Origin of the sequence: Propioniciclava sp., from assembly GCF_036744435.1 — a bacterium.
Classification (GTDB): domain Bacteria; phylum Actinomycetota; class Actinomycetes; order Propionibacteriales; family Propionibacteriaceae; genus Propioniciclava.
In genome coordinates this window covers 1-18,564 of sequence record NZ_DAIOIA010000055.1, presented here as the reverse complement: position 1 = coordinate 18,564, position 18,564 = coordinate 1, and the positions used below count along the sequence as shown (strand labels likewise).

At 70.5% G+C, this 18,564-nt stretch carries 14 protein-coding genes, 1 tRNA gene and 1 pseudogene; 7 read left to right on the top strand and 9 right to left on the bottom strand.

The window, feature by feature from the left end; genetic code table 11:
- Together V7E09_RS08680 and V7E09_RS08675 are read right to left on the bottom strand one after the other, a co-directional pair.
- The coding region (locus V7E09_RS08680; RefSeq protein WP_324523268.1) for an MFS transporter at nucleotides 1-1,205 on the bottom strand (1,205 nt) is incomplete at its 3' end.
- 81 nt (nucleotides 1,206-1,286) lie between these two features.
- Nucleotides 1,287-1,359, bottom strand: a tRNA-Arg gene (locus tag V7E09_RS08675).
- A 110-nt stretch (nucleotides 1,360-1,469) separates the two neighbouring features.
- On the opposite strand from V7E09_RS08675, the gene V7E09_RS08670 reads away from it, so the two are divergent.
- The 4 genes from V7E09_RS08670 (at nucleotide 1,470) to V7E09_RS08655 (ending at nucleotide 6,814) form a co-directional block, all read left to right on the top strand.
- The gene (locus V7E09_RS08670) at nucleotides 1,470-2,879 is read left to right on the top strand and encodes a PrsW family intramembrane metalloprotease (RefSeq protein ID WP_324523267.1); all 1,410 of its coding nucleotides are present in this window, start codon (nucleotides 1,470-1,472) and stop codon (nucleotides 2,877-2,879) included.
- Nucleotides 2,880-2,886: 7 nt separating this feature from the next.
- A complete protein-coding gene (locus V7E09_RS08665; protein ID WP_324511813.1) occupies nucleotides 2,887-4,716 on the top strand; it encodes an ABC transporter in 1,830 nt (609 codons plus the stop codon).
- A complete protein-coding gene (locus tag V7E09_RS08660) occupies nucleotides 4,706-6,298 on the top strand; it encodes a GTPase (protein WP_324511814.1) in 1,593 nt (530 codons plus the stop codon). Before V7E09_RS08665 ends, V7E09_RS08660 begins: the two co-directional genes overlap by 11 nt.
- Nucleotides 6,299-6,361: 63 nt before the next feature.
- Nucleotides 6,362-6,814 (top strand): single-stranded DNA-binding protein, encoded by a 453-nt coding sequence (locus V7E09_RS08655; protein ID WP_324523266.1) that lies wholly within the window; start codon nucleotides 6,362-6,364, stop codon nucleotides 6,812-6,814.
- Between the two features lie 47 nt (nucleotides 6,815-6,861).
- Here V7E09_RS08655 and ettA read toward each other — a convergent pair whose 3' ends face one another.
- From ettA to V7E09_RS08635, 4 genes are all read right to left on the bottom strand, one after another.
- Nucleotides 6,862-8,544, bottom strand: coding sequence for an energy-dependent translational throttle protein EttA (gene ettA, locus V7E09_RS08650; RefSeq protein ID WP_324511816.1), 1,683 nt, complete (start codon nucleotides 8,542-8,544; stop codon nucleotides 6,862-6,864).
- Between the two features lie 67 nt (nucleotides 8,545-8,611).
- On the bottom strand, nucleotides 8,612-9,166 hold the full coding sequence (locus V7E09_RS08645; protein WP_324523265.1) for an NUDIX hydrolase: 555 nt from the start codon (nucleotides 9,164-9,166) through the stop codon (nucleotides 8,612-8,614).
- Between the two features lie 61 nt (nucleotides 9,167-9,227).
- A complete protein-coding gene (locus tag V7E09_RS08640; protein ID WP_324523264.1) occupies nucleotides 9,228-12,044 on the bottom strand; it encodes an FAD-binding and (Fe-S)-binding domain-containing protein in 2,817 nt (938 codons plus the stop codon).
- A 4-nt stretch (nucleotides 12,045-12,048) separates the two neighbouring features.
- The gene (locus V7E09_RS08635; protein ID WP_324511819.1) at nucleotides 12,049-12,507 is read right to left on the bottom strand and encodes a MarR family winged helix-turn-helix transcriptional regulator; all 459 of its coding nucleotides are present in this window, start codon (nucleotides 12,505-12,507) and stop codon (nucleotides 12,049-12,051) included.
- A gap of 103 nt (nucleotides 12,508-12,610) precedes the next feature.
- Between V7E09_RS08635 and V7E09_RS08630 the strand changes: the two genes are divergently transcribed.
- The 3 genes from V7E09_RS08630 to V7E09_RS08620 are packed head-to-tail and all read left to right on the top strand — an operon-like array spanning nucleotide 12,611 to nucleotide 16,115.
- On the top strand, nucleotides 12,611-14,422 hold the full coding sequence (locus V7E09_RS08630) for an AMP-dependent synthetase/ligase (RefSeq protein WP_324523263.1): 1,812 nt from the start codon (nucleotides 12,611-12,613) through the stop codon (nucleotides 14,420-14,422).
- 2 nt (nucleotides 14,423-14,424) lie between these two features.
- Nucleotides 14,425-15,300: an acyl-CoA thioesterase gene (locus V7E09_RS08625; protein ID WP_324511821.1), complete on the top strand. Its 876-nt coding sequence runs from the start codon at nucleotides 14,425-14,427 to the stop codon at nucleotides 15,298-15,300.
- The gene (locus V7E09_RS08620) at nucleotides 15,300-16,115 is read left to right on the top strand and encodes a shikimate dehydrogenase family protein (RefSeq protein ID WP_324523262.1); all 816 of its coding nucleotides are present in this window, start codon (nucleotides 15,300-15,302) and stop codon (nucleotides 16,113-16,115) included. The genes V7E09_RS08625 and V7E09_RS08620 overlap by 1 nt, the downstream gene beginning before the upstream one ends.
- Here V7E09_RS08620 and V7E09_RS08615 read toward each other — a convergent pair.
- The 3 genes and pseudogenes from V7E09_RS08615 to V7E09_RS08605 all read right to left on the bottom strand — a co-directional run.
- On the bottom strand, nucleotides 16,097-16,828 hold the full coding sequence (locus V7E09_RS08615; RefSeq protein WP_324511823.1) for a DUF4328 domain-containing protein: 732 nt from the start codon (nucleotides 16,826-16,828) through the stop codon (nucleotides 16,097-16,099). The two genes, V7E09_RS08620 and V7E09_RS08615, sit on opposite strands and share 19 nt — an antisense overlap.
- Nucleotides 16,829-16,887: 59 nt before the next feature.
- Complete coding sequence (locus V7E09_RS08610) at nucleotides 16,888-17,613, bottom strand: DsbA family oxidoreductase (RefSeq protein ID WP_324523261.1); 726 nt, start codon at nucleotides 17,611-17,613, stop codon at nucleotides 16,888-16,890.
- A gap of 69 nt (nucleotides 17,614-17,682) precedes the next feature.
- A pseudogene (locus V7E09_RS08605) lies at nucleotides 17,683-18,564 on the bottom strand (NADP-dependent phosphogluconate dehydrogenase); the annotation flags it as partial.

Below are 18,564 nucleotides of genomic sequence, written 5' to 3'. Positions count from 1 at the left end.
CTGGCCGAAGCGTCCCGGGAGGCAGGGGAGTCGCCCGGCGGGCTCGCCCAGTGCCACAACCAGGCTGCGCCCAGCCAACCGATGGCGGCCACGGCGAGGGCGGCCGCCGACAGGGACGCCACCGCAGCCAGGGCGCTGATCATCACCGGACCCAGGGCGCCCCCGATGCCCGTGGTGAGGCGCCATCCGGCCAGGAACTGGGTTCGGCCGACGGCGGGGGAGGCGTCCGAGCCGAGCGTCATCACCACGCCTGCGCTGATGCCGTTGCCCAACCCCAGCCCCAGGGCGACCGCGCCCAGGCCGATGCCGGTGGCCGCCAGCGGCAGGAGACCGAAGCACGTCCCCATGATGAGCATGGCGGGGACGGCGACAGCCCGGCGTCCGAGCCGGTCCATCATCGAGCCGCCCAGGTAGAACAAGGTCAGGTCCACCAACGAACTGGCCGCGAAGACCAGGCTGGTCTGGGCGGCGTCCAGGCCGATGGAGGTCGCCCACAGCGGCAGCAGGGCGTCCCGGGACGCACGCACCAGCGTGAGTGCGGCGGCGCCCACGCCCAGCGTCAGGAACGTCATCGCGTGCGCGCGCAGGATCGCGGCCATGTGGACGGGCGCCGCCCCGGGTGGCGCCTCGCGCTCGACGTCGGGCAGCCACGCGCTGATGATCGCTGCAGCCAGTGACGTGGCGATGGCCAGCCAGTAGGCGGCGCGGAGCCCGCCCAGCGTCACCACCGCCGCCCCGGCGAGAGGGCCGATGAACGACCCGATCCGGAACACCCCGCCCAGCGTGGACAGGGCGCGCGCCCGGTGCGTGAGCGGCACGAACTCGGTGACGAAGGACTGCCGGGCGATGGTCACGACGGCTTCCGAGACGCCCAAGACGAAGACGGCGATTCCCAAGACGACGAAGTTCGGCGCGAAGGCGGCGACCGCCATGGCGGCGGCGTCCACGATCAGCGACGCCACGAGCGCACGCTGCTCGCCGAGACGATCGGCGATGATTCCGGCGGGAAGCGCCCCGACCAGAGCGCCGATACCCAGCAGGGAGACGACCAGGGCCGACTGGGCCAGGGATGCCCCGAGATCCTGCGCGGTGATAGCGATGAGCGGGGTCACGGCGCCGAAGCCGACCAGTGCGAGCGTGGTGGGCAGGTAGACCGACACCGTCAGGGTGCGCCAGTGCTGAGGGCTCATCTGCTCGCGGGTCACTCCTGGGGAACCTACACCCGAGCACGGCGAGTCCCGGCGAGCGCTCCCCACGCGGAATCGGGGGACGCCTGCAGCGGCGGGCGCCCCCGGGAGGATTCGAACCTCCGACCGTCGGATTAGAAGGCCGCTGCTCTGTCCCCTGAGCTACGGGGGCCCGTGGCGATTGTAGGGGGGAGCGGCCGAGCCCGGCGAGGCGGGCGGGTCACGTGTTCGTCCCTCGCGACCGCAGTCGGCAGGGTTGGCGGCGCCGCTACCCTGGGAACCATGACCTCCGAGCTCGAAGCGGCGCGATCGCTGCGTGCCAGCGGTCTTCCGGTGACCAAGGAGGCACGTCCGGGTCATTGGGCGGTCAAGATTCTGCGCAGCCCTTGGTTGTGGGTCTTCCTCGGAGCGACCGCACTGTTCGCCGCCTGCCTCGGGTGGATGTATGTCACGTCGGTGACGCCCACGCCGACCGAGGGCGGCGGGGAGGTCCCCGGGCTGAACCTGAGCGCGATCCGCCGCTCCGCGCTGCTGGCGCTGCCCACCTTGGCCGTGTGGGTCGCGGCCTTCGTCGCACTGGACCGGTTCCGGCCGATGCGTCTGGGGTTCTGGTACCTGGCGCTGGGCTGGGGGGCTGCCGTGTCGACCGCCTTGTCCATGGTGATCAACACTTGGGCGAGTCGGCAGATGGCGATCGTCGGGGCGGATCCGTCCTCGGGTGCCCGGGCGGCGGTATTCGTGGCGCCGTTCGTCGAGGAGGCCACCAAGGCCACCATCGTGTTCTTCATCGCCGTGGCGGTCCGCTACCGGATCGTGTCCACGCTGCAGGCGGTGACGCTCGCCGGGCTGTCGGCGGCGGGCTTCGCGTTCACCGAGAACATCCTCTATTACAGCCGCGTCATCGTGTACTCGTCGATGACCATCGGCACCGGGGACCCGGAGCAGGCCCTCAACACCATCGTCTTCCTCCGCGGCGTCAAGACGGCCTTCGGGCACCCCCTGTTCACCACGCTGATGGCGCTCGGTTTCATCGTCGGTCTGCGCGCGCAGAGCAAGATCGTGCGGATCATCGCTCCGCTGGTCGGTTACCTGGCCGCGGCGCTCGGGCACATGGTGTTCAACTTCTTCGCCAGCGTCGGGCTGGACGACACGGTGATGGCCATCATCGGCTGGGCGATCGCCCTGTCGCTGATCATCTATCTGATTCGTCGGATCCTGGCCGAGGGGCGTCGACAGCGCGACCGCCTCGGCGACTATGTGGACATGGGATGGCTTCCGCCCAACGTCGTGGTGCTGTTCACCCGGCAGCGCACCCGCTGGGCCTGCTTCTTCATCTCCTTGACGTATGGCTGGCGGGCGATGTTCGCGACCCTGCGGATCCAGCGCACGATGAGCGAGCTGGCCTACCTGCGGGATGCGGAACTCCACGGCACCGTCGACGCGGCCGGCGCTCTCCGCGCGCGGACATTGCTCGACGAGGCGCGCGCGCTCGCCCCGGTGGCCGTCACCGACCCCGCCGTCCAGAAGCTCCAACTGCCCAAGCTGCCCGCCTGGCTGCGGCGCCGCCGCCGCACCCCCGCCGCCGGAACCTGGGCTCCGCCTGGCTACGCACCTGCATCATTCCTGCCTGGACAGGTAGGCTCACCGGGGTACTCGCCGGTCGATCCGCGCTGGGGGCCGCCGAAGGGGTAGGGAGTCGATGAGCACAGCCGCGCTGACGGAGGCACTGACCGGGCTGCGGTCCGTCCTGGCGGACGTGCGTCTTCCCCTGTCGCTTCCGGGGTCCGCGCCGGCCGCGGCGTCGGCGAAGGCGATGGTCGCTCAACTCGACGACTATGTGCTGCCGCGGTTGGCCACTTTGGACGCGCCGTTGCTGGCCGTCATCGGCGGATCCACGGGTGCCGGGAAGTCCACCCTCATCAACTCGCTGCTGGGCCGGGTCGTGTCCCGGCCGGGCGTCATCCGGCCCACGACCCGCAGCCCCGTCCTCGTCTATCACCCCGATGAGGCTGAGTACTTCACCTCGGACCGGATCCTGCCCGGGCTGGCGCGCAGCTTCGACCCGGCTGATGACACCCACACGTTGCAACTCGTCCCGCACTCCGCCCTGCCGCGTGGGCTCGCGCTCCTCGACGCCCCGGACGTCGATTCGGTCGTGGCGGAGAACCGGCTGCTGGCCGGACAGCTTCTGGCCGCAGCGGACCTGTGGCTGTTCGTGACTTCGGCCGCCCGGTACGCCGACGCGGTCCCGTGGGAGTACTTGCTGTCGGCCGCCGAGCGCTCCGCGGCTGTCGCGGTCGTCCTCGATCGCGTCCCACCCGCCGCCATGATCGAGGTGCCCCCGCATCTGGGGCGACTCATGGTCGAGCGTGGCCTGGGACGGTCCCCGCTGTTCGCGGTCCCGGAGACGGCCACGAACGCTGCGGGCATGCTGCCCGATGCGGCCGTCGCGCCGATCCGCACCTGGCTGGCCACCTTGGCTGCCGATCAGGCCAGCCGTCAGGCGGTCGTTCTGCAGACCCTGGATGGCGCGATCGCGTCGATCGCGGCATCGGCTCCCTCGGTGGCCGACGCGGTCGACGGCGAGGCGGAGGCGCTGGCGCAACTTCGCGGCGACGCCGATCGGAGTTTCGCCGAAGCAGCGCGCACCATCGCCGTGCAGACGTCCGATGGATCCCTGTTGCGTGGCGAGGTGCTGGCACGCTGGCAGGACTTCGTGGGCACCGGTGAGTTCATGCGGGCCGTCGAGCAGCGGATTGGCTGGCTGCGTGACAAGCTGCGCGCGACGCTGCGGGGGGAGCCACGCCAGGTCAACGAGGTCAAGCTGGCGGTGGAGTCGGGGCTGGAGGCCTTCGTCCGCGAAGAGGGTGACGCGGCCGCCGAACGTGCCGAGTCGTCCTGGGCCGCGCACCCGGCCGGACGCATCGTCATCGCCCTCACCCGGGACGACCTGGCGCGTACGTCTCCCGGGTTCCCGGATGCCGTCAGCGCTGCGATCCGTTCTTGGCAAGGTGACGTGCTGGAACTCGTCAGCGAGGTGGGGGCCTCCAAGCGGTCGAAGGCGCGCTACCTCGCGCTCGGCGTCAACGGTGTCGGCGTCGCGCTGATGATCGTGGTCTTCACGCAGACCGGTGGGCTCACCGGGGCCGAGGTGGGGGTGGCCGGCGGGACGGCGGTGCTGGCCCAGCGTTTGCTGGAGGCGGTCTTCGGTGACGACACGGTGCGTCGGCTGACTCGCCTGGCCAAGGAGCAACTGGACGCCCGCATCGAGGCCGTCCTGGCCGTGGAGTTGGCGCGCTACGACCGCGCCTTGGGGGCGAGCGGGGTCGACCCGTCGGCGGCGGTGGCGATCAGGGGCGGCGTGGACGCGGTGATGTCCTGCATCGCCACGGAGCCGGCGCTCGCCGCAGCCCAGGCGGCGAGCGCACTGACCAGGTCGGAGGTATCCGGAGAGGTGGTCAGCGGGATCGTGCTCGATCCCGTCGGGCACGCCGACGGCATCCGCGTCGAGGTGCCCGATGAAGGCTGAGCAGGCCACCTTGGCCTCCCGGCTGACGGCCCTGGACCGGGTGGTCGACCTGAGCCGCGGACGGGTCCCCGACGAGGTGCTGGCTCCGGCGGACGCCCTCATCGATCGTGCCGGCCAGCGGCTGGCGATCGCCGGAGATCACACGGTCGTCGCTCTGGCCGGGGCCACCGGTTCGGGCAAGTCGAGCCTGTTCAACGCGCTGTCCGAGACCGAGTTCGCCAAGCCGGGGGTGACCCGGCCGACGACGAGCGAGGCCATGGCGGTGGCCTGGGGGACGCAGGCGCCCACGCGGCTGCTGGACTGGCTTCAAGTCGGCGGCCGGCACGTGATCCCCCCGCGGAGCACCGTTCCGGACGGGCTGGTGCTGCTGGACCTGCCCGACCACGACTCGACCGAGGCTGCCCATCGGGTCACCGTCGACCGGCTCGTGAAGGTGGTCGACATGCTGGTGTGGGTCGTGGATCCGCAGAAGTACGCCGACAGCGCCTTGCACGACGGCTACCTCAAGCCCCTCGCCGGTCATGCCGCGTTGATGGTGGTGGCACTGAACCAGGTCGACCGGCTCAATCCCGAACAGCGCCGGGCCACGATGGCGGACCTGCGTCGTCTGCTGGACAGCGAGGGACTCGCCGCGACGAGGCTCGTGGCCGTCTCCGCGCTGCGCGGAGAGGGACTGGGGCCGCTGCGTGAACTGATCGCGGACGCCGCCCGCGACAAGGAGATCACCGCACGACGGTTCGCCGCCGACATCGCCCGGGAGGCCGCGCTGGTGGGCGAGGCGCTCGGCTCGGGTCCGGTTCCTACCCTGTCGCGAGGGGACGTGTCCGCGTTGCACGCCAGCGTCGCGGAGGCGTCCGGCGTGCCCGTGGTCACCGAGGGGGTGTTGCAGGCGTGGCGGCACCGCGGCACTCTTGCGACCGGCTGGCCGCTGATCACCTGGCTGCGGCGGCTGCGGCCCGACCCGTTGCGGCGGCTGCGCATCGACCGGGGCCCAGGCCCGACCGAGGTGGCCCGGACGTCGCTGCCGAAAGCCACCCCGGTGCAGCGCGCGCGCCTGGACGCCGCGTTGCGTCAGGTGATCGAGCTGAGCACCATGGGTCTACCCCGCGGTTGGGCCGACCGGATCAAGGCCGCCGCACGATCCGATCGTGGCGTGCTGGCTGACCGCATCGACGCCGCCATCGGGGCGACCGACCTGCGCATGAACTCCGGTCACGGTTGGTGGAGCGTGGTGACGGTCCTGCAATGGCTGGGCATCGTGGCTGTCCTGGTCGGTGGCGGCTGGTTGCTGGCTCCGTTGGTGCTGGCTGTGCTGCAGGCGCCGGTCGAGGTCCCCATGCTCGTGTGGCAGGGCTGGCCCCTGCCCACGCTGCTGGTGCTCGGCGGGGTGGGGATCGGAGTCGTCTTCGGCCTTCTCAGCCGAGTGTTCGTCGAGGCGGGCGCGCGGGTGAAGCAGCGGCAGGCCGCGCAGGCGCTGACGGCGTCGGTGGCATCCGTCGTCGATACGGAAGTGATCGATCCGATCCGCGCCGAACTGACCCGACTGGCCGAGGCCCGTGCCGCGGTCGAGCGGGCTCGCTGACGCTTCTGGGCGTGCTGGCGCGGGCCGCCTAACCTCCGGGCATCCAAGGAGGAAGGCACGGGAATGGAAGCCGAGATCGTCATCACGGGCAATGTGGGCGCGGACGTGGCCTGGCGCGACCACGACGAGCATGGGGGCAGGGCATCGTTCTCGTTGGCCTGCACCCCGGGCGTGCAACGCGACGGGATCTGGGTCGACCTCCCGACCGCCTGGTACCGCGTCGTCTGCTGGCGTCGTCTGGCGGCGAACGTGCGCGACAGCGTGGCCAAGGGGGACGCCGTGATCGTCGGCGGGCGACTGCGGCTGGATCGCTGGAGCGACGAGGCCGGCTACCCACGAGAGGGGTACACGGTCGAGGCGGCGTGGGTGGCGCACGACCTGCGCCGCGGTGCGTCCACCTTCCGTCGTGTTGGTGCGCGTTCTACCCCGACGGCTCCAAGCGTGGAACCGGGTGCGGGGGAGGCCGGCGAGTTCGGCGACGTCACCGCCGCCCACCGGGAATCGCTTCCGGTGTGAACGTGCCCGAGCCGGGGCCGTGCGGGCCCCGGCTCGTTCAGGTCGGATCAGTCGCGCGTGAGGCGGCGGTGCTTGCTGGCGTGAGGCCGTGCGGCGTCGGCGCCCAGGCGGGCAACCTTGTTCTGCTCGTAGTCGGCGAAGTTGCCCTCGAACCAGAACCAGTTGGCCTCGTTCTCGTCGGTCCCCTCCCAGGCGAGGATGTGGGTGGCGACCCGATCCAGGAACCAGCGATCGTGGGAGATGACCACAGCGCAGCCCGGGAACTCCAGCAGAGCGTCCTCGAGGCTCTGGAGGGTTTCGACGTCGAGGTCGTTGGTGGGCTCGTCGAGAAGCAGGACGTTGCCGCCCTGCTTCAGCGTGAGCGCCAGGTTGAGCCGGTTCCGCTCGCCGCCCGACAGCACGCCTGCGAGCTTTTGCTGATCGGGGCCCTTGAAGCCGAAGGAGGCGACGTAGGCGCGGCTGGGCATCTCGAAGTTGGCGACCTTGATGAAGTCCAGGCCGTCGGAGACGACCTCCCAGACGTTCTTCTTCGCGTCGATGCCGGAGCGGTTCTGGTCGACGTAGCTGAACGACACGGTCTGTCCGACGCGCAGTTCGCCCGCGTCGGGCTCCTCGCTGCCGGTGACCATCTTGAACAGGGTGGTCTTGCCGACGCCGTTGGGGCCGATGATGCCGACGATGCCCGCCCGGGGCAGCGAGAAGCTCAGGTCGTCGATCAGGACGCGGTCGCCGAAGCCCTTGGTGAGGTGGGAGGCCTCCAGCACCTCGGCGCCCAGACGGGGGCCGGGCGGGATGTTGATCTCGGCCAGGTCGAGTGCGCGCGTGCGCTCCGCCTCAGCGGCGAGTTCTTCGTAGCGGGCCAGGCGGGCCCGGTTCTTGGCCTGGCGGGCCTTCGGGTTGGCACGCACCCATTCGAGTTCGCGCTCCAAGATCTTGGCGCGCTTGGCGTCTTTCTTGCCCTCGATCTGCAGCCGGGACTTCTTCGTCTCCAGGTAGGTGGAGTAGTTGCCCTCATACGGGTGCAGGTGGGCGCGGTCGATCTCGCAGATCCACTGGGCGACGTTGTCGAGGAAGTACCGATCGTGGGTGACGGCCAACACGGCGCCCGGGTAGCTCTTGAGGTGGCCCTCCAGCCAGTTGACGCTCTCGGCGTCCAGGTGGTTGGTGGGCTCATCGAGCAGCAGCAGGTCGGGCTGTTCGAGCAGGAGCTTGCACAGCGCGACGCGGCGGCGCTCACCTCCGGACAGCACGTTGACGGGGGTGTCCCCGGGCGGGCACTGGAGGGCGTCCATGGCCTGCTCGAGCTGGCTTTCCAGATCCCAGGCGTTGCGGTGGTCGAGTTCGGTCTGCAGCGTGCCCATTTCGTCCATGAGGGCGTCGAAGTCGGCATCGGGTTCGGCCATCTCCATGCCGATCGCGTTGAACCGGTCGAGCATGCCCTTGGTGTCGGCGACGGCCTCCTCGATGTTCTCCATGACCGTCTTGTCCTCGGTCAGGGGCGGCTCCTGCTGCAGCAGACCCACGGTCTTGCCCTTGCCGAGCATGGCTTCGCCGTTGTTGGGCTTCTCCAGCCCCGCCATGATCTTGAGCATGGTCGACTTGCCCGCGCCGTTCGGGCCGACGACGCCGATCTTGGCGCCCTCGTAGAACGACAGGGTGACGTTGTCGAGGATGAGTTTCTCACCCAGTGTCTTGCGCACGTTGTGCATGGTGAACACGAACTCGGGCATGAACCGTCCTTGGAACGAAGGGCTGGGGATCGGCGCCCAGTATAGGCCGCGCGAGCCGCCCGGTCTGCTATTGGGCGGCCAGGCGGGCGCGTCCGAGCTCGATCAGCTCCAGCAACTCCGCGCGGGCATCCTCGGGGAGGGCGTCGAGTGGCCACCAGGCGACGTCGCGGGACTCGTCCGAACACGTCAGCACCGCGCCCGGTTCCGCCCGGCCGACGAACCGCACGTCGAAGTGCCGGGTCTCGTGCGTGTAGCCGCGGCAGATGACCGGGTGCACGTTGAGGGTCGCGGGGCCCACCAGGTCCACCTCCAGCCCGAGTTCCTCACGCACCTCACGGGTGGCGGCCTCGAGGAGGGTCGCGTCGGCGGGCTCGATGTGACCGCCCGCCTGAATCCACATCCCGAACCGCCCATGCAGCACCAGCGCGACGCTGGTCAGATCGTGGCTGAAGATGAGCGCCGAGGCGGTGAGGTGACCGGGCGCGCACGACCGGGATGTGGCGTCGGAGCGCGCGGCCAGGAAGCCCAGGTAGGCCTGCGCGAGGGCTTCTTGGCCCGGGTTGGGAGCATCCCACGCGCTGAGCAGCGATCGGGCGTCGTCGTGGGCAAGGAGAGGCGTCACAGCGGCCCAGGTTAGTGCCGCGCGCCTCCTTCCGACCGACACGGTCGCCCGTAGCTGGTGCCTAGGCGGAATGCGCGGCGAGGAGTTCCGCGAAGGTGAGCGCCTGGAGGCCGCGCAGATCGTCGAGCTGGGTGCGGCAGGAGAACCCGTCGGCCAGCACGATCGCGTCCTCGCCGGCGGCGTCCAGGGCCGGTTCGAGGTTCGTGGCGTAGACAGCCTTGGAGAAGTCGTAGTGACCGGCGATCATGCCGTGGTTGCCCGCCAGTCCGCAGCAGCCCTGCACCTTCACCACGGTGGCGCCGGTGGCCGCCAGCAGTGTCGCCTCGGCGTCCCAGCCCATCACCGACGCCTCGTGGCAGTGCGGCTGGGCGACGATGGTGTGTCCGCTCAAATCCGGCACCTCGAAGGTGGGGTCGTGGGCGAGGAACTCGGCCAGCGTCATCACTGCGGCGGCGACCTCGCCGACGCGCGGGTCCTCAGGCACCAGTTCGGCGGCGTCGGACTTCCACACGGCCAGGCAGCTCGGCTCGGTGCCGACGATCTTGATCCCGCGTGCGGCGTAGGGGTGCAGCACGTCGGTGGCGTTGCGGAGTTCCCGGGCGGCCCCGTCGAGTTGCCCGGTGGTGATCCAGGTCAGGCCGCAGCAGGCCTTGCGCTCCAGCAGCCGGGGCGTCCAGCCGTTCGCGATCAACACGGCCGCCATGGTGGCGACGTGGTTCCCGGCGAAGGCGTCCGAGAACGAGTCCACCCACAACACGACCTCGCCCTTGGTGCCGGGGCGCCCGTCGAACTCCTTGCGGGCGGCGGCGCGACGCGATCCGGCGGCGAAGCGCGGCATACCCCGGTGCGTGTCCACACCCGCAGCCTTCTTCACGAGCGTCGAGAGCCCCGGCGTCTGCATGAAGAAGTTCGCCACCTGGGGCAGGAGCGGCACGGCGCTCACCATCCGCCCCCAGCGTGGCAGCCAGCCCATCGAGTAGTGGTCCAACGGGCGCAGCCGTTTCTTGAACGCCTCGTACTGGACGCGGGACTTGTAGGCGGCCATGTCGGTGCCGGTGGGGCAGTCGCGCGAGCAGCCCTTGCAGGACAGGCACAGATCCAGGGCCTCATGCACCTCGGCGCTGCGCCAGCCGTCGGTGACCAGCGTGCCGTTGATCATCTCCTGCAGGATCCGGGCCCGGCCGCGCGTGGAGTCCTTCTCGTCGTGGGTGGCCTGCCAGCTCGGGCACATGACGCCCGCCAGCGACGCCGAGACGCACTTGCCGACGCCGGTGCAACGGTGCACGTCCTCGACGAACTGGGGGTCCGCCCGAAACAGCGGCGAGCGGCGCACCTGCGGGGCGCGCAGGTCGGCGTCGAGTGGGGCCGGGTCGACCAGGACGCCCGGATTGAGCAGGTTGCGCGGGTCGAAGATCTGTTTGACGGCGGCGAACAGATCCAGCGCCTCGGGGGTGTACATCCGCCCCAGCAGTTCCGAGCGTGCCCGCCCGTCGCCATGCTCGCCCGACATCGAACCGCCGTAGGAGGCCGCCAGGTCGGCCGCTTCCTCGATGAAGGCCCGGTACTGGGCCGCCCCGTCGTCGGCTTGGGTGAGGGGGAAGTCGATGCGGCAGTGGACGCAGCCGTCCCCGAAGTGCCCGTAGGGAAGCCCGTGCAGATGGTGGCGCTCCAGGAGAGCGTCGAAGTCTCTCAGGTAGGCGCCCAGCTTTTCGGGGGGTACCGCCGCGTCCTCCCAGCCCGCGTAGGCGGGACGATCGAGGCTCACCCCGGCCAGGCCTGCGCCGTCGGAGCGGATCTTCCACAGCGCGCTGGCGATGGCCGGATCGGCCACGACCCAGCCCTCCAGGCACCCAGACGAGGCCACCAGGTCGGCGGCGCGGGAGGCCAGTTCGTCGGCGTGCTCGCCCACGAGTTCGACGAACACCCAGCCGGCCCCCTCCGGTAGGGCCGGGACGGCCGACTCCCCGAGGGTGCGGCGGACCACGTCGACGATCCGGGCGTCCATGCCCTCCACGGCGGTGGGACGGAACGGGAGGATCGCGGGCATGGCGTCGGCGGCCTCGGGCATCGTCGGGTAGCCGAGGGCGACCATCGTCTTGGCGGGGGCATCGGCGACGAGCCGGACGGTGGCGCCGGTGATGACGCCCAGCGTGCCCTCGGTGCCGGCGAGGAACTTCGCCACGTCGAAGCCGTTCTCGGGCAACAGCCACTCCAGGGAGTAGCCGGACACCTGGCGTCCGAACCGCCCGAACTGGGTGCGGATCAAGCCCAGGTTCGCCATGACCAGCGCATGCAGAGCGCGCAGCGTGGGGGAGTCGGAGGTGCGCAGGTCCGTGCGCGCATCGACGCGCAGCCGCTCGCCCGTGCCGGTGATGACGTCGAGGGCGATCACGTTGTCGGAGGTGCGGCCGTACCCCAGTGCTCGCGGACCGCAGGCATTGTTGCCGATCATCCCGCCGATGGTGCAGCGGGTGAAGGTGGAGGGATCCGGACCGAACCGCAGCCCGTCACGCTGGGCTCGGCGCGACAACACGTCCTGCACCACGCCCGGGTCGACGTCGGCGGTGCGCGCCTCGGGGTCGAGAGCACGAATGCTGGTCAGGTGCCGAGCCACATCGACGACGACGCCGGGGCCGACGGCGTTACCTGCGCACGAGGTGCCCGCCCCGCGCAGCGTCAGCGGGACGCCCGCCGCGAGGGCCGCGTCGACCAGGGCGGCGAGCTCGTCGGCGTCTCGGGGGGTCGCGACGCCCTCGGGAACGATGCGATACAGGGAGGCGTCGGTGGAGTACAGGCCGCGGGTGAGGGTGCTGGCGTCGACGCCCGGCAGGATCGTGGGCGACGAAGCCGCCCTCGGGTTGCGGCTGGTCACGGTCACGCCGTCAGTGTGCCACCGCGTTGACCGCAGCCATGGCGCGTCCCAGCGCCGAGAAGTCCTCCGGGGCGACGATGTCGACGAACACGTCGCGCACCGAGGAGACGTGCTCGGGGGCGGCCGCGATCAGCAGATCCATGCCCTCCGGGGTCAAGGTGGCGATCACGCCGCGTCGATCCTCGGGGCAGGGGGCCCGCTCGATGAGGCCCTTCTTCTCCATGCGGGACACGGTGTGTGTCAAGCGCGAACGTGACTGACGTGCGGCCGAGGCGAGGTCGGACATCCGCATCTGGCGGTCGTCGGACTCCGAGAGACGCACCAGGATCTCGTACTCGCCCAGGTCGAGGCCGAAGGGCCGCAATCGTTCATCGAGATGGCGGTCGATGTGGGCCACCGCGTCCAGGTAGGCCCGCCAAATCTCCTGCTGCTCGGAGCTGAGCCATCGGGTCGGCGCGGGTTCGGGCATGGGGACACTCTAGCCGTCACTTGCAGTTTCAACTGGCGCTCATGCCCCTAGACTGACCAGACGGAACGGGGGCGGACCGAGGTGGCCCTGGAAAGGATCGACGATGACCGACATCCAGCAGAGGCTTGATTCCCGCCCACCCACGGTCGGGGCCATGTTCAACGACCGCGTCGCGGCGTCACCGCAGGCGGAGGCCTTCCGGTACCCGGACGACCACGGCGCCTGGGTCAGCCTGACGTGGACGCGCACCCGCGAGATCGTCTGGGAGATCGCCGCGGGCCTGCTCGCGCTGGGGCTGGGCACTGAAGAGCGCGTCGCCATCGCGTCCAGCACCCGCATCGAGTGGGTGCTGCTCGACCTGGCCATCAACTGCGCAGGCGGAGCGACGACGACGGTCTACCCCAACACCCAGGGGGAAGAGTTCGCCCACATCATCACGCATTCGGATTCGCGGATCTTCGTGGCCGAGAACGCTGACCAACTGGCCAAGCTGCGCGACCTGGTCGGAACCGAGAAGCTGGCCGGAGTCGTCCTGCTCGACGGCTCCGACCCCGACGCCCTCAGCCTCGACGCGCTGCGCGAGGCCGGACGTGCGCACCTGGCCGAGCATCCCACCTCGGTCGACGACGCCGTCGCGGCGACCTCCCCCGACACCCTCGCCACGCTCATCTACACGTCGGGCACGACCGGGTTGCCCAAGGGTGTCGAGTTGGTGCACAGCAACTGGACGTACGAGGGCGCCGCCGTGGACGCCCTGGGCATCATCGGGCCGGACTCGCTGCAGTACTTCTGGCTCCCGCTGAGCCACGTCTTCGGCAAGGCCGTCATGATGATCCAGTTGCAGATCGGCTTCGGGTCGGTCGTCGACGGACGCCTCGACCAGATCGTCCCCGGCCTGGGCGCCACCCACCCCATCTTCATGTGCGGGGCGCCGCGGATCTTCGAGAAGGTGCGCAACGCCGTCAAGGCCAACACCGCCACGGGCGTGAAGGCCAAGATCGCCCGCTGGGCGTTCGCTGTGGGACGCGAGTCGCGGCCCTACCGCCTGGCTGGGCAGAAGCTCCCGTTCGCGATGGGGATCGCCTACGCGATCGCCGACCGCCTCGTGTTCTCCTCCTTGAAGGAGAAGATGGGCGGCAACATCGAGTTCTTCATCTCCGGGTCGGCCAAGCTCAGCGAGCAGGTCCAGGAGTGGTTCTACTCCGCCGGCATCGTCATCGTGGAGGGCTACGGCCTGACCGAGACCTCCGCGGTCGCCGCGGTCAACGTGCCGCACACCCCCCGGTTCGGGACGGTCGGCCCGGCGCTGCCGGGATCGGAGTTCCGCATCGCCGAGGACGGCGAGGTGCTGCTCAAGGGCCCGGGCGTCATGCGCGGTTACCACAAGGATCCCGAGCAGACCGCCGAGGTGCTGGACGCCGACGGCTGGTTCCATACCGGCGACATCGGGGAACTGGACGCCGAAGGCTACCTGCGGATCACCGACCGCAAGAAGGACCTGATGAAGACCTCCGGTGGCAAGTACGTCGCCCCGCAGAAGGTGGAGGGCGCGCTGGCGGCCAACATTCCCTACGTCTCCCAGGCGGTCGCCGTCGGGGACGGCCGCAAGTACATCTCGGCGCTGCTCACCCTGGATCCGGCCGCGGTGGAGAACTGGGCGAAGCGGCACGGCAAGGAGGGTCTCAGCTACGCCGAGGTGACCCAGTTGCCGGAGATGCGGGTCTCGATCGATCGGTTCATGACGCGCGCCAACCGCAAGCTCGAACGCTGGGAGACGGTCAAGAAGTACCAGATCCTGGACCACGAGCTGTCGGTGGAGCGGGGCGGGGTCACCGCCAACATGAAGCTGCGCAGGGCCGCGATCAGCCAGGACTACGCGGACGTGATCGACTCGATGTACGAGGTCGAGGACTGATCTTGGAGGCCTACCGCGTCCGCGTGCCGCTGCGCTGGGTCGACATGGACGCCCAGGCGCACATCAATAATGCGCACGTGGTCGACTTCCTGCAGGAAGCGCGCGTCGACTTCCTGCTGAACAGCCCGCACGCCCATCTGCTGGGTGACGGGATCATCGTGGTGGAGCACCGGGTGGAATACCTGGCACCCGCCCGGTTCGACGGGCAGGAGATCGACGTCGACCTGTGGGTCGGGGCGGTCGGCGCGGCGCAGTTCTGGCTGGGCTACGACGTCCGGCAGGGCGAGGCGACGGTGGCACGCGCCCGGACGCAACTCGCGAACTTCGATTTCGTGGCGGGGCGCCCGGCGCGGCTCGCCCCGGCGGAGCGGGCCTGGTTCGCGGGCCGGTCCACCGATGTGGAGGAGTTCCCTTCGCTGGGGGAGTACGCGGTGGGCGAGGCCTTCCACGAGCACCCGATCGCGGTGCGCTGGTCGGATCTGGACAGCTACGGGCACGTCAACAATGTCCGGTTCTTCGACTATGTCGCCGAGGCGCGGATCGCGATGCGGGAGTCGTTGCTCCAGGGGTCGATCACCGGTCTCGGCACGGGGGATTCCGAGCACACGTGGATGGTGGCCCGCCAAGATCTGCGCTACCGGGGGCAGGTGCGCCACCGGCTCGCCCCGTATGCGGTGCGGACGGCGATCGGGCGCGTCGGACGGACCTCGCTGACCCTGGTCGCCGACCTGGTGGACCCGGGCGACGACGCGGTCCTCGCCACGGCCACCTCGATCCTCGTCCACGGAGACGCCCGTGGCGTCCCCTCCCCGCTGCCCGCCCCGATCGTGGCGGCCGCGCGGGTCTGGGCGGCTCGTGGGCCGCAGGAGTCTCGCTGATGTGGCGGTGCGCGGTGGCGGGTCAGCCGATCGCCCATTCGTTGAGCCCCCTGATTCACACCACCGCCTATCTGGTGCTGGGCATCGAGGGCTCCTGGGAGTATGACCGGGTCGAACTGGACGCCGCCGGGCTGCCCGGGTTCGTGGCCGGGTGCGGTCCCGAGTGGGTCGGCCTGTCCTGTACCGCCCCCCTGAAGCATGCCGTGCTGGGCCTCGGCACGGCGTCCCCGCAGGCGCTGCTGCTGGATTCTGGAAACACGCTCGTGTTCGCGCGCGAGGGGCGGCCCGCACGCGTGGAGAACACCGATGTGACCGGGATGCTGGGGGCGCTGGCTCGGGCGGGGGTCACCGCCGCCGAGCGCGCCATTCTCGTGGGCAACGGCGCGACGGCGCGATCGGCGCTCGCCGCCCTCGCTGATCTGGGCGTCACACGGGTGCGCGTCCTGGTGCGGTCGCGGGCGAAGGCAGAGGCCAGCCTCGCGGGTCTCGCCGACCGGCTCGGCATCCTCGTGGACTACGGTCCGTGGGGTGTCGAGGGTGCAGGTGGGCAGGCCGACCTGCTGATCTCCACCGTGAGCGCCCCACTGCCGGATCCGGTGGCCGCCTCGTTGGCGGGGGAGGTGCCGGTGTGCTTTGACGCCACCTACAACCACTATCCCACCGCGCTGGACCGCGCCGCCCGGGCCGCAGGCATCGTGCAGTTGTCCGGGATCGACCTGCTGGTGGGGCAGGCACTGGATCAGATCCGCCTGTTCACGGGGCGGGAGTGCCCGCCGGAGCCGCTGCTGGACGCCGCCTACGCCGCGTTGCCCTGAGGCCCGCCGTCCACCGCGCGGGTGATCCGTGCCACCACGCCCCACGCCAGCACGGCGGCCGCCACCAGGAGCAGATGACCTGCCAGTGAGACCTGGGCTGCGGTGATCGCGGCCCAGACGTCGGCGGCCAGGTCGGCCAGCCGCAGGCCGATCGGGCACAGGAGTGAAGCACCGACCCAGCAGGCCCACCAGGCGCTGAGGGTGCCCGTCCCGAGCGCAGCCCCTGAACGGCGCCCCAGATCGCGCACGTTCGGGAACGGGAGAACCCAGGCGGCGACGGGGAGCAGCCAGCAGAAGGCATGCCAGGCCGGGGATCGCCGAAGCGTGCCCGGAGCGAACCGGGCGGCAGCCCGGTACTGCCACACCATCCAACTCACCCCGCCGAGCGACACGGTGAGAATGCCGAGCAGCGCGGCGATCCCCTGCTGCTCGATGTAGGTCTGGACCACCGCTGCGGAGCCGGGGACGCGGCGCGCGTAGGCGTCGATCGCGACCCAGCCCACCACCTCGACGAGCGCGGCATAGACCGAGGCGAGGGCGGCGAGGGCGATCAGCCAGCGGGTGACGCGGCCGGACGCCGAGACGCTGGGCGGTGGCCCGGGGAGCTGTGTGGGCGCGGAAACGTACGGTCCGCGCTGCGGGGCGCCCGGCACGTACGGCCGGCCACGGCCTGCCTCTCCGCGCGGCCCCGTCGGGGTGCTCGGCTGGGTCATCTCGGTCCTCGGGGATGGGGGTGGTGTTCGCGAGACTAGTGCACGGCGAGGCGCCTGGGTCAGCAGCCGTCAGGTCCGCAGGCCGGGCCGGTCGAGAATCCCTCCAGGCCGGGGACCTTGAGCGGCTCGATCCGAGGATGCAGTTCGTCCCACACCGTCGTCAGCGCCCGGTCGAAGACTTCGCGCGGCTGGGCGCCGGAGATGCCGTAGCGGCCGTCCAGGACGAAGAACGGTACCCCGGAGATGCCCAGTTCGACGGCTCGGGCGATGTCGGCCGCCACCTCGGCGTCGCGTGCCGGGTCCTCCAATGCGGCCGCAGCGTCCTCCGCGTTCATACCGGCGGTGGTGGCCAGGCGGACCAGCACCTCGGGGTCGGAGATGGACTCACCCGAGGTGAAGTGGGCCCGGAACAGCGCGTCCTTGAGTCGACGCTGCGTCGCGCCGCTCGGATCGGCCTTCAGGGCGGCGTGGAGGAGTCGGTGGGCCCGCCGGGAGTTCGCGACCGCGAGGGTGTCGAAGCGCAGGCTCAGCCCCTCGGTGGCGGCGGCCTGGGCCACCTGCCCGAACATGGACTCCGCCTGGGTCACGCTGATGCCCTTGCGGCTGGCCAGGTACTCGGCTTCGGTGCCCTCGTAGGAGTCGGGCAGGCTCGGATCCAGCTGGAAGCTGTGTACCGTCACCTGGACGCCGTCGTGGTGCGGGAACTCCGTCAGCGCACGCTCGAAGCGGGTCAGGCCGATGTAGCACCACGGGCAGGCGATGTCGGACCAGATGTCGATCTTCATACCCACCTCAACGACGAAGCGGGCCCGGGGATTCCCCGGACCCGCCTGCTTGTGTGCGTGAAGAACGCGTCACTCCTGCACTTCGGTGCGGTCACCCGACCACAGCGTGTGGAAGGTGCCCTCCTTGTCGACGCGCTGGTAGGTGTGCGATCCGAAGAAGTCGCGCAGCCCCTGCGTGAGCGCCGCGTTGGTGCGCGGCGCGCGGACCAGGTCGTAGTACGACAAGGCAGAGCTGAAGCCGGGGATCGGGACGCCCGCCGCGGCGGCCGTGCCCACGACGCGACGCCAGGCCGGGTTCGACTCGGCGAGGCCGGCGGCGATCGAGGGAGCCTCCAGGAGGGTCTCCAGGTTGCCGGCGGCGTACTCGTTGGCGATGCGATCCAGCAGCTTGGCCCGGATGATGCAGCCGGCCCGCCAGATGCGCGCCACCGCAGCCACGTCGATGTCCCAGCCGTAGTCACGGGCGCCGATCTTGATCAGGTTCAGGCCCTGGGCGTAGGCGACGACCTTGGAGGCCCACAGCGCCTGCCGGACGTCCTCGATGAAGGCGTCGCGGTCGGCCACGTCGACCGTGCCGTCCGGACCCTGCAAAGCGGCCTGAGCCGCCTTGCGCAGTTCGGGGCTGGAGGAGGCGGCGCGGGCGAAGACGGCCTCGGCGATGGCGGCAGCCGGGACGCCCAGGTTGAGCGCCTCCTGCACCGTCCACGTGCCGGTGCCCTTCATGCCCGCGGCGTCCACGACGACGTCGACCAGCGGCTTGCCGGTCTCGGCGTCGACCTGACGCAGCACCTCGGAGGTGATCTCGATCAAGTAGGAGTCCAGGTCGCCGGTGTTCCACGTCGCGAACACGTCGGCCGCCTCGGTGGCGCTCAGCCCGGCGCCCTTGAGCAGGTCGTAGGCCTCGCCGATGAACTGCATGTCGGCGTACTCGATGCCGTTGTGGATCATCTT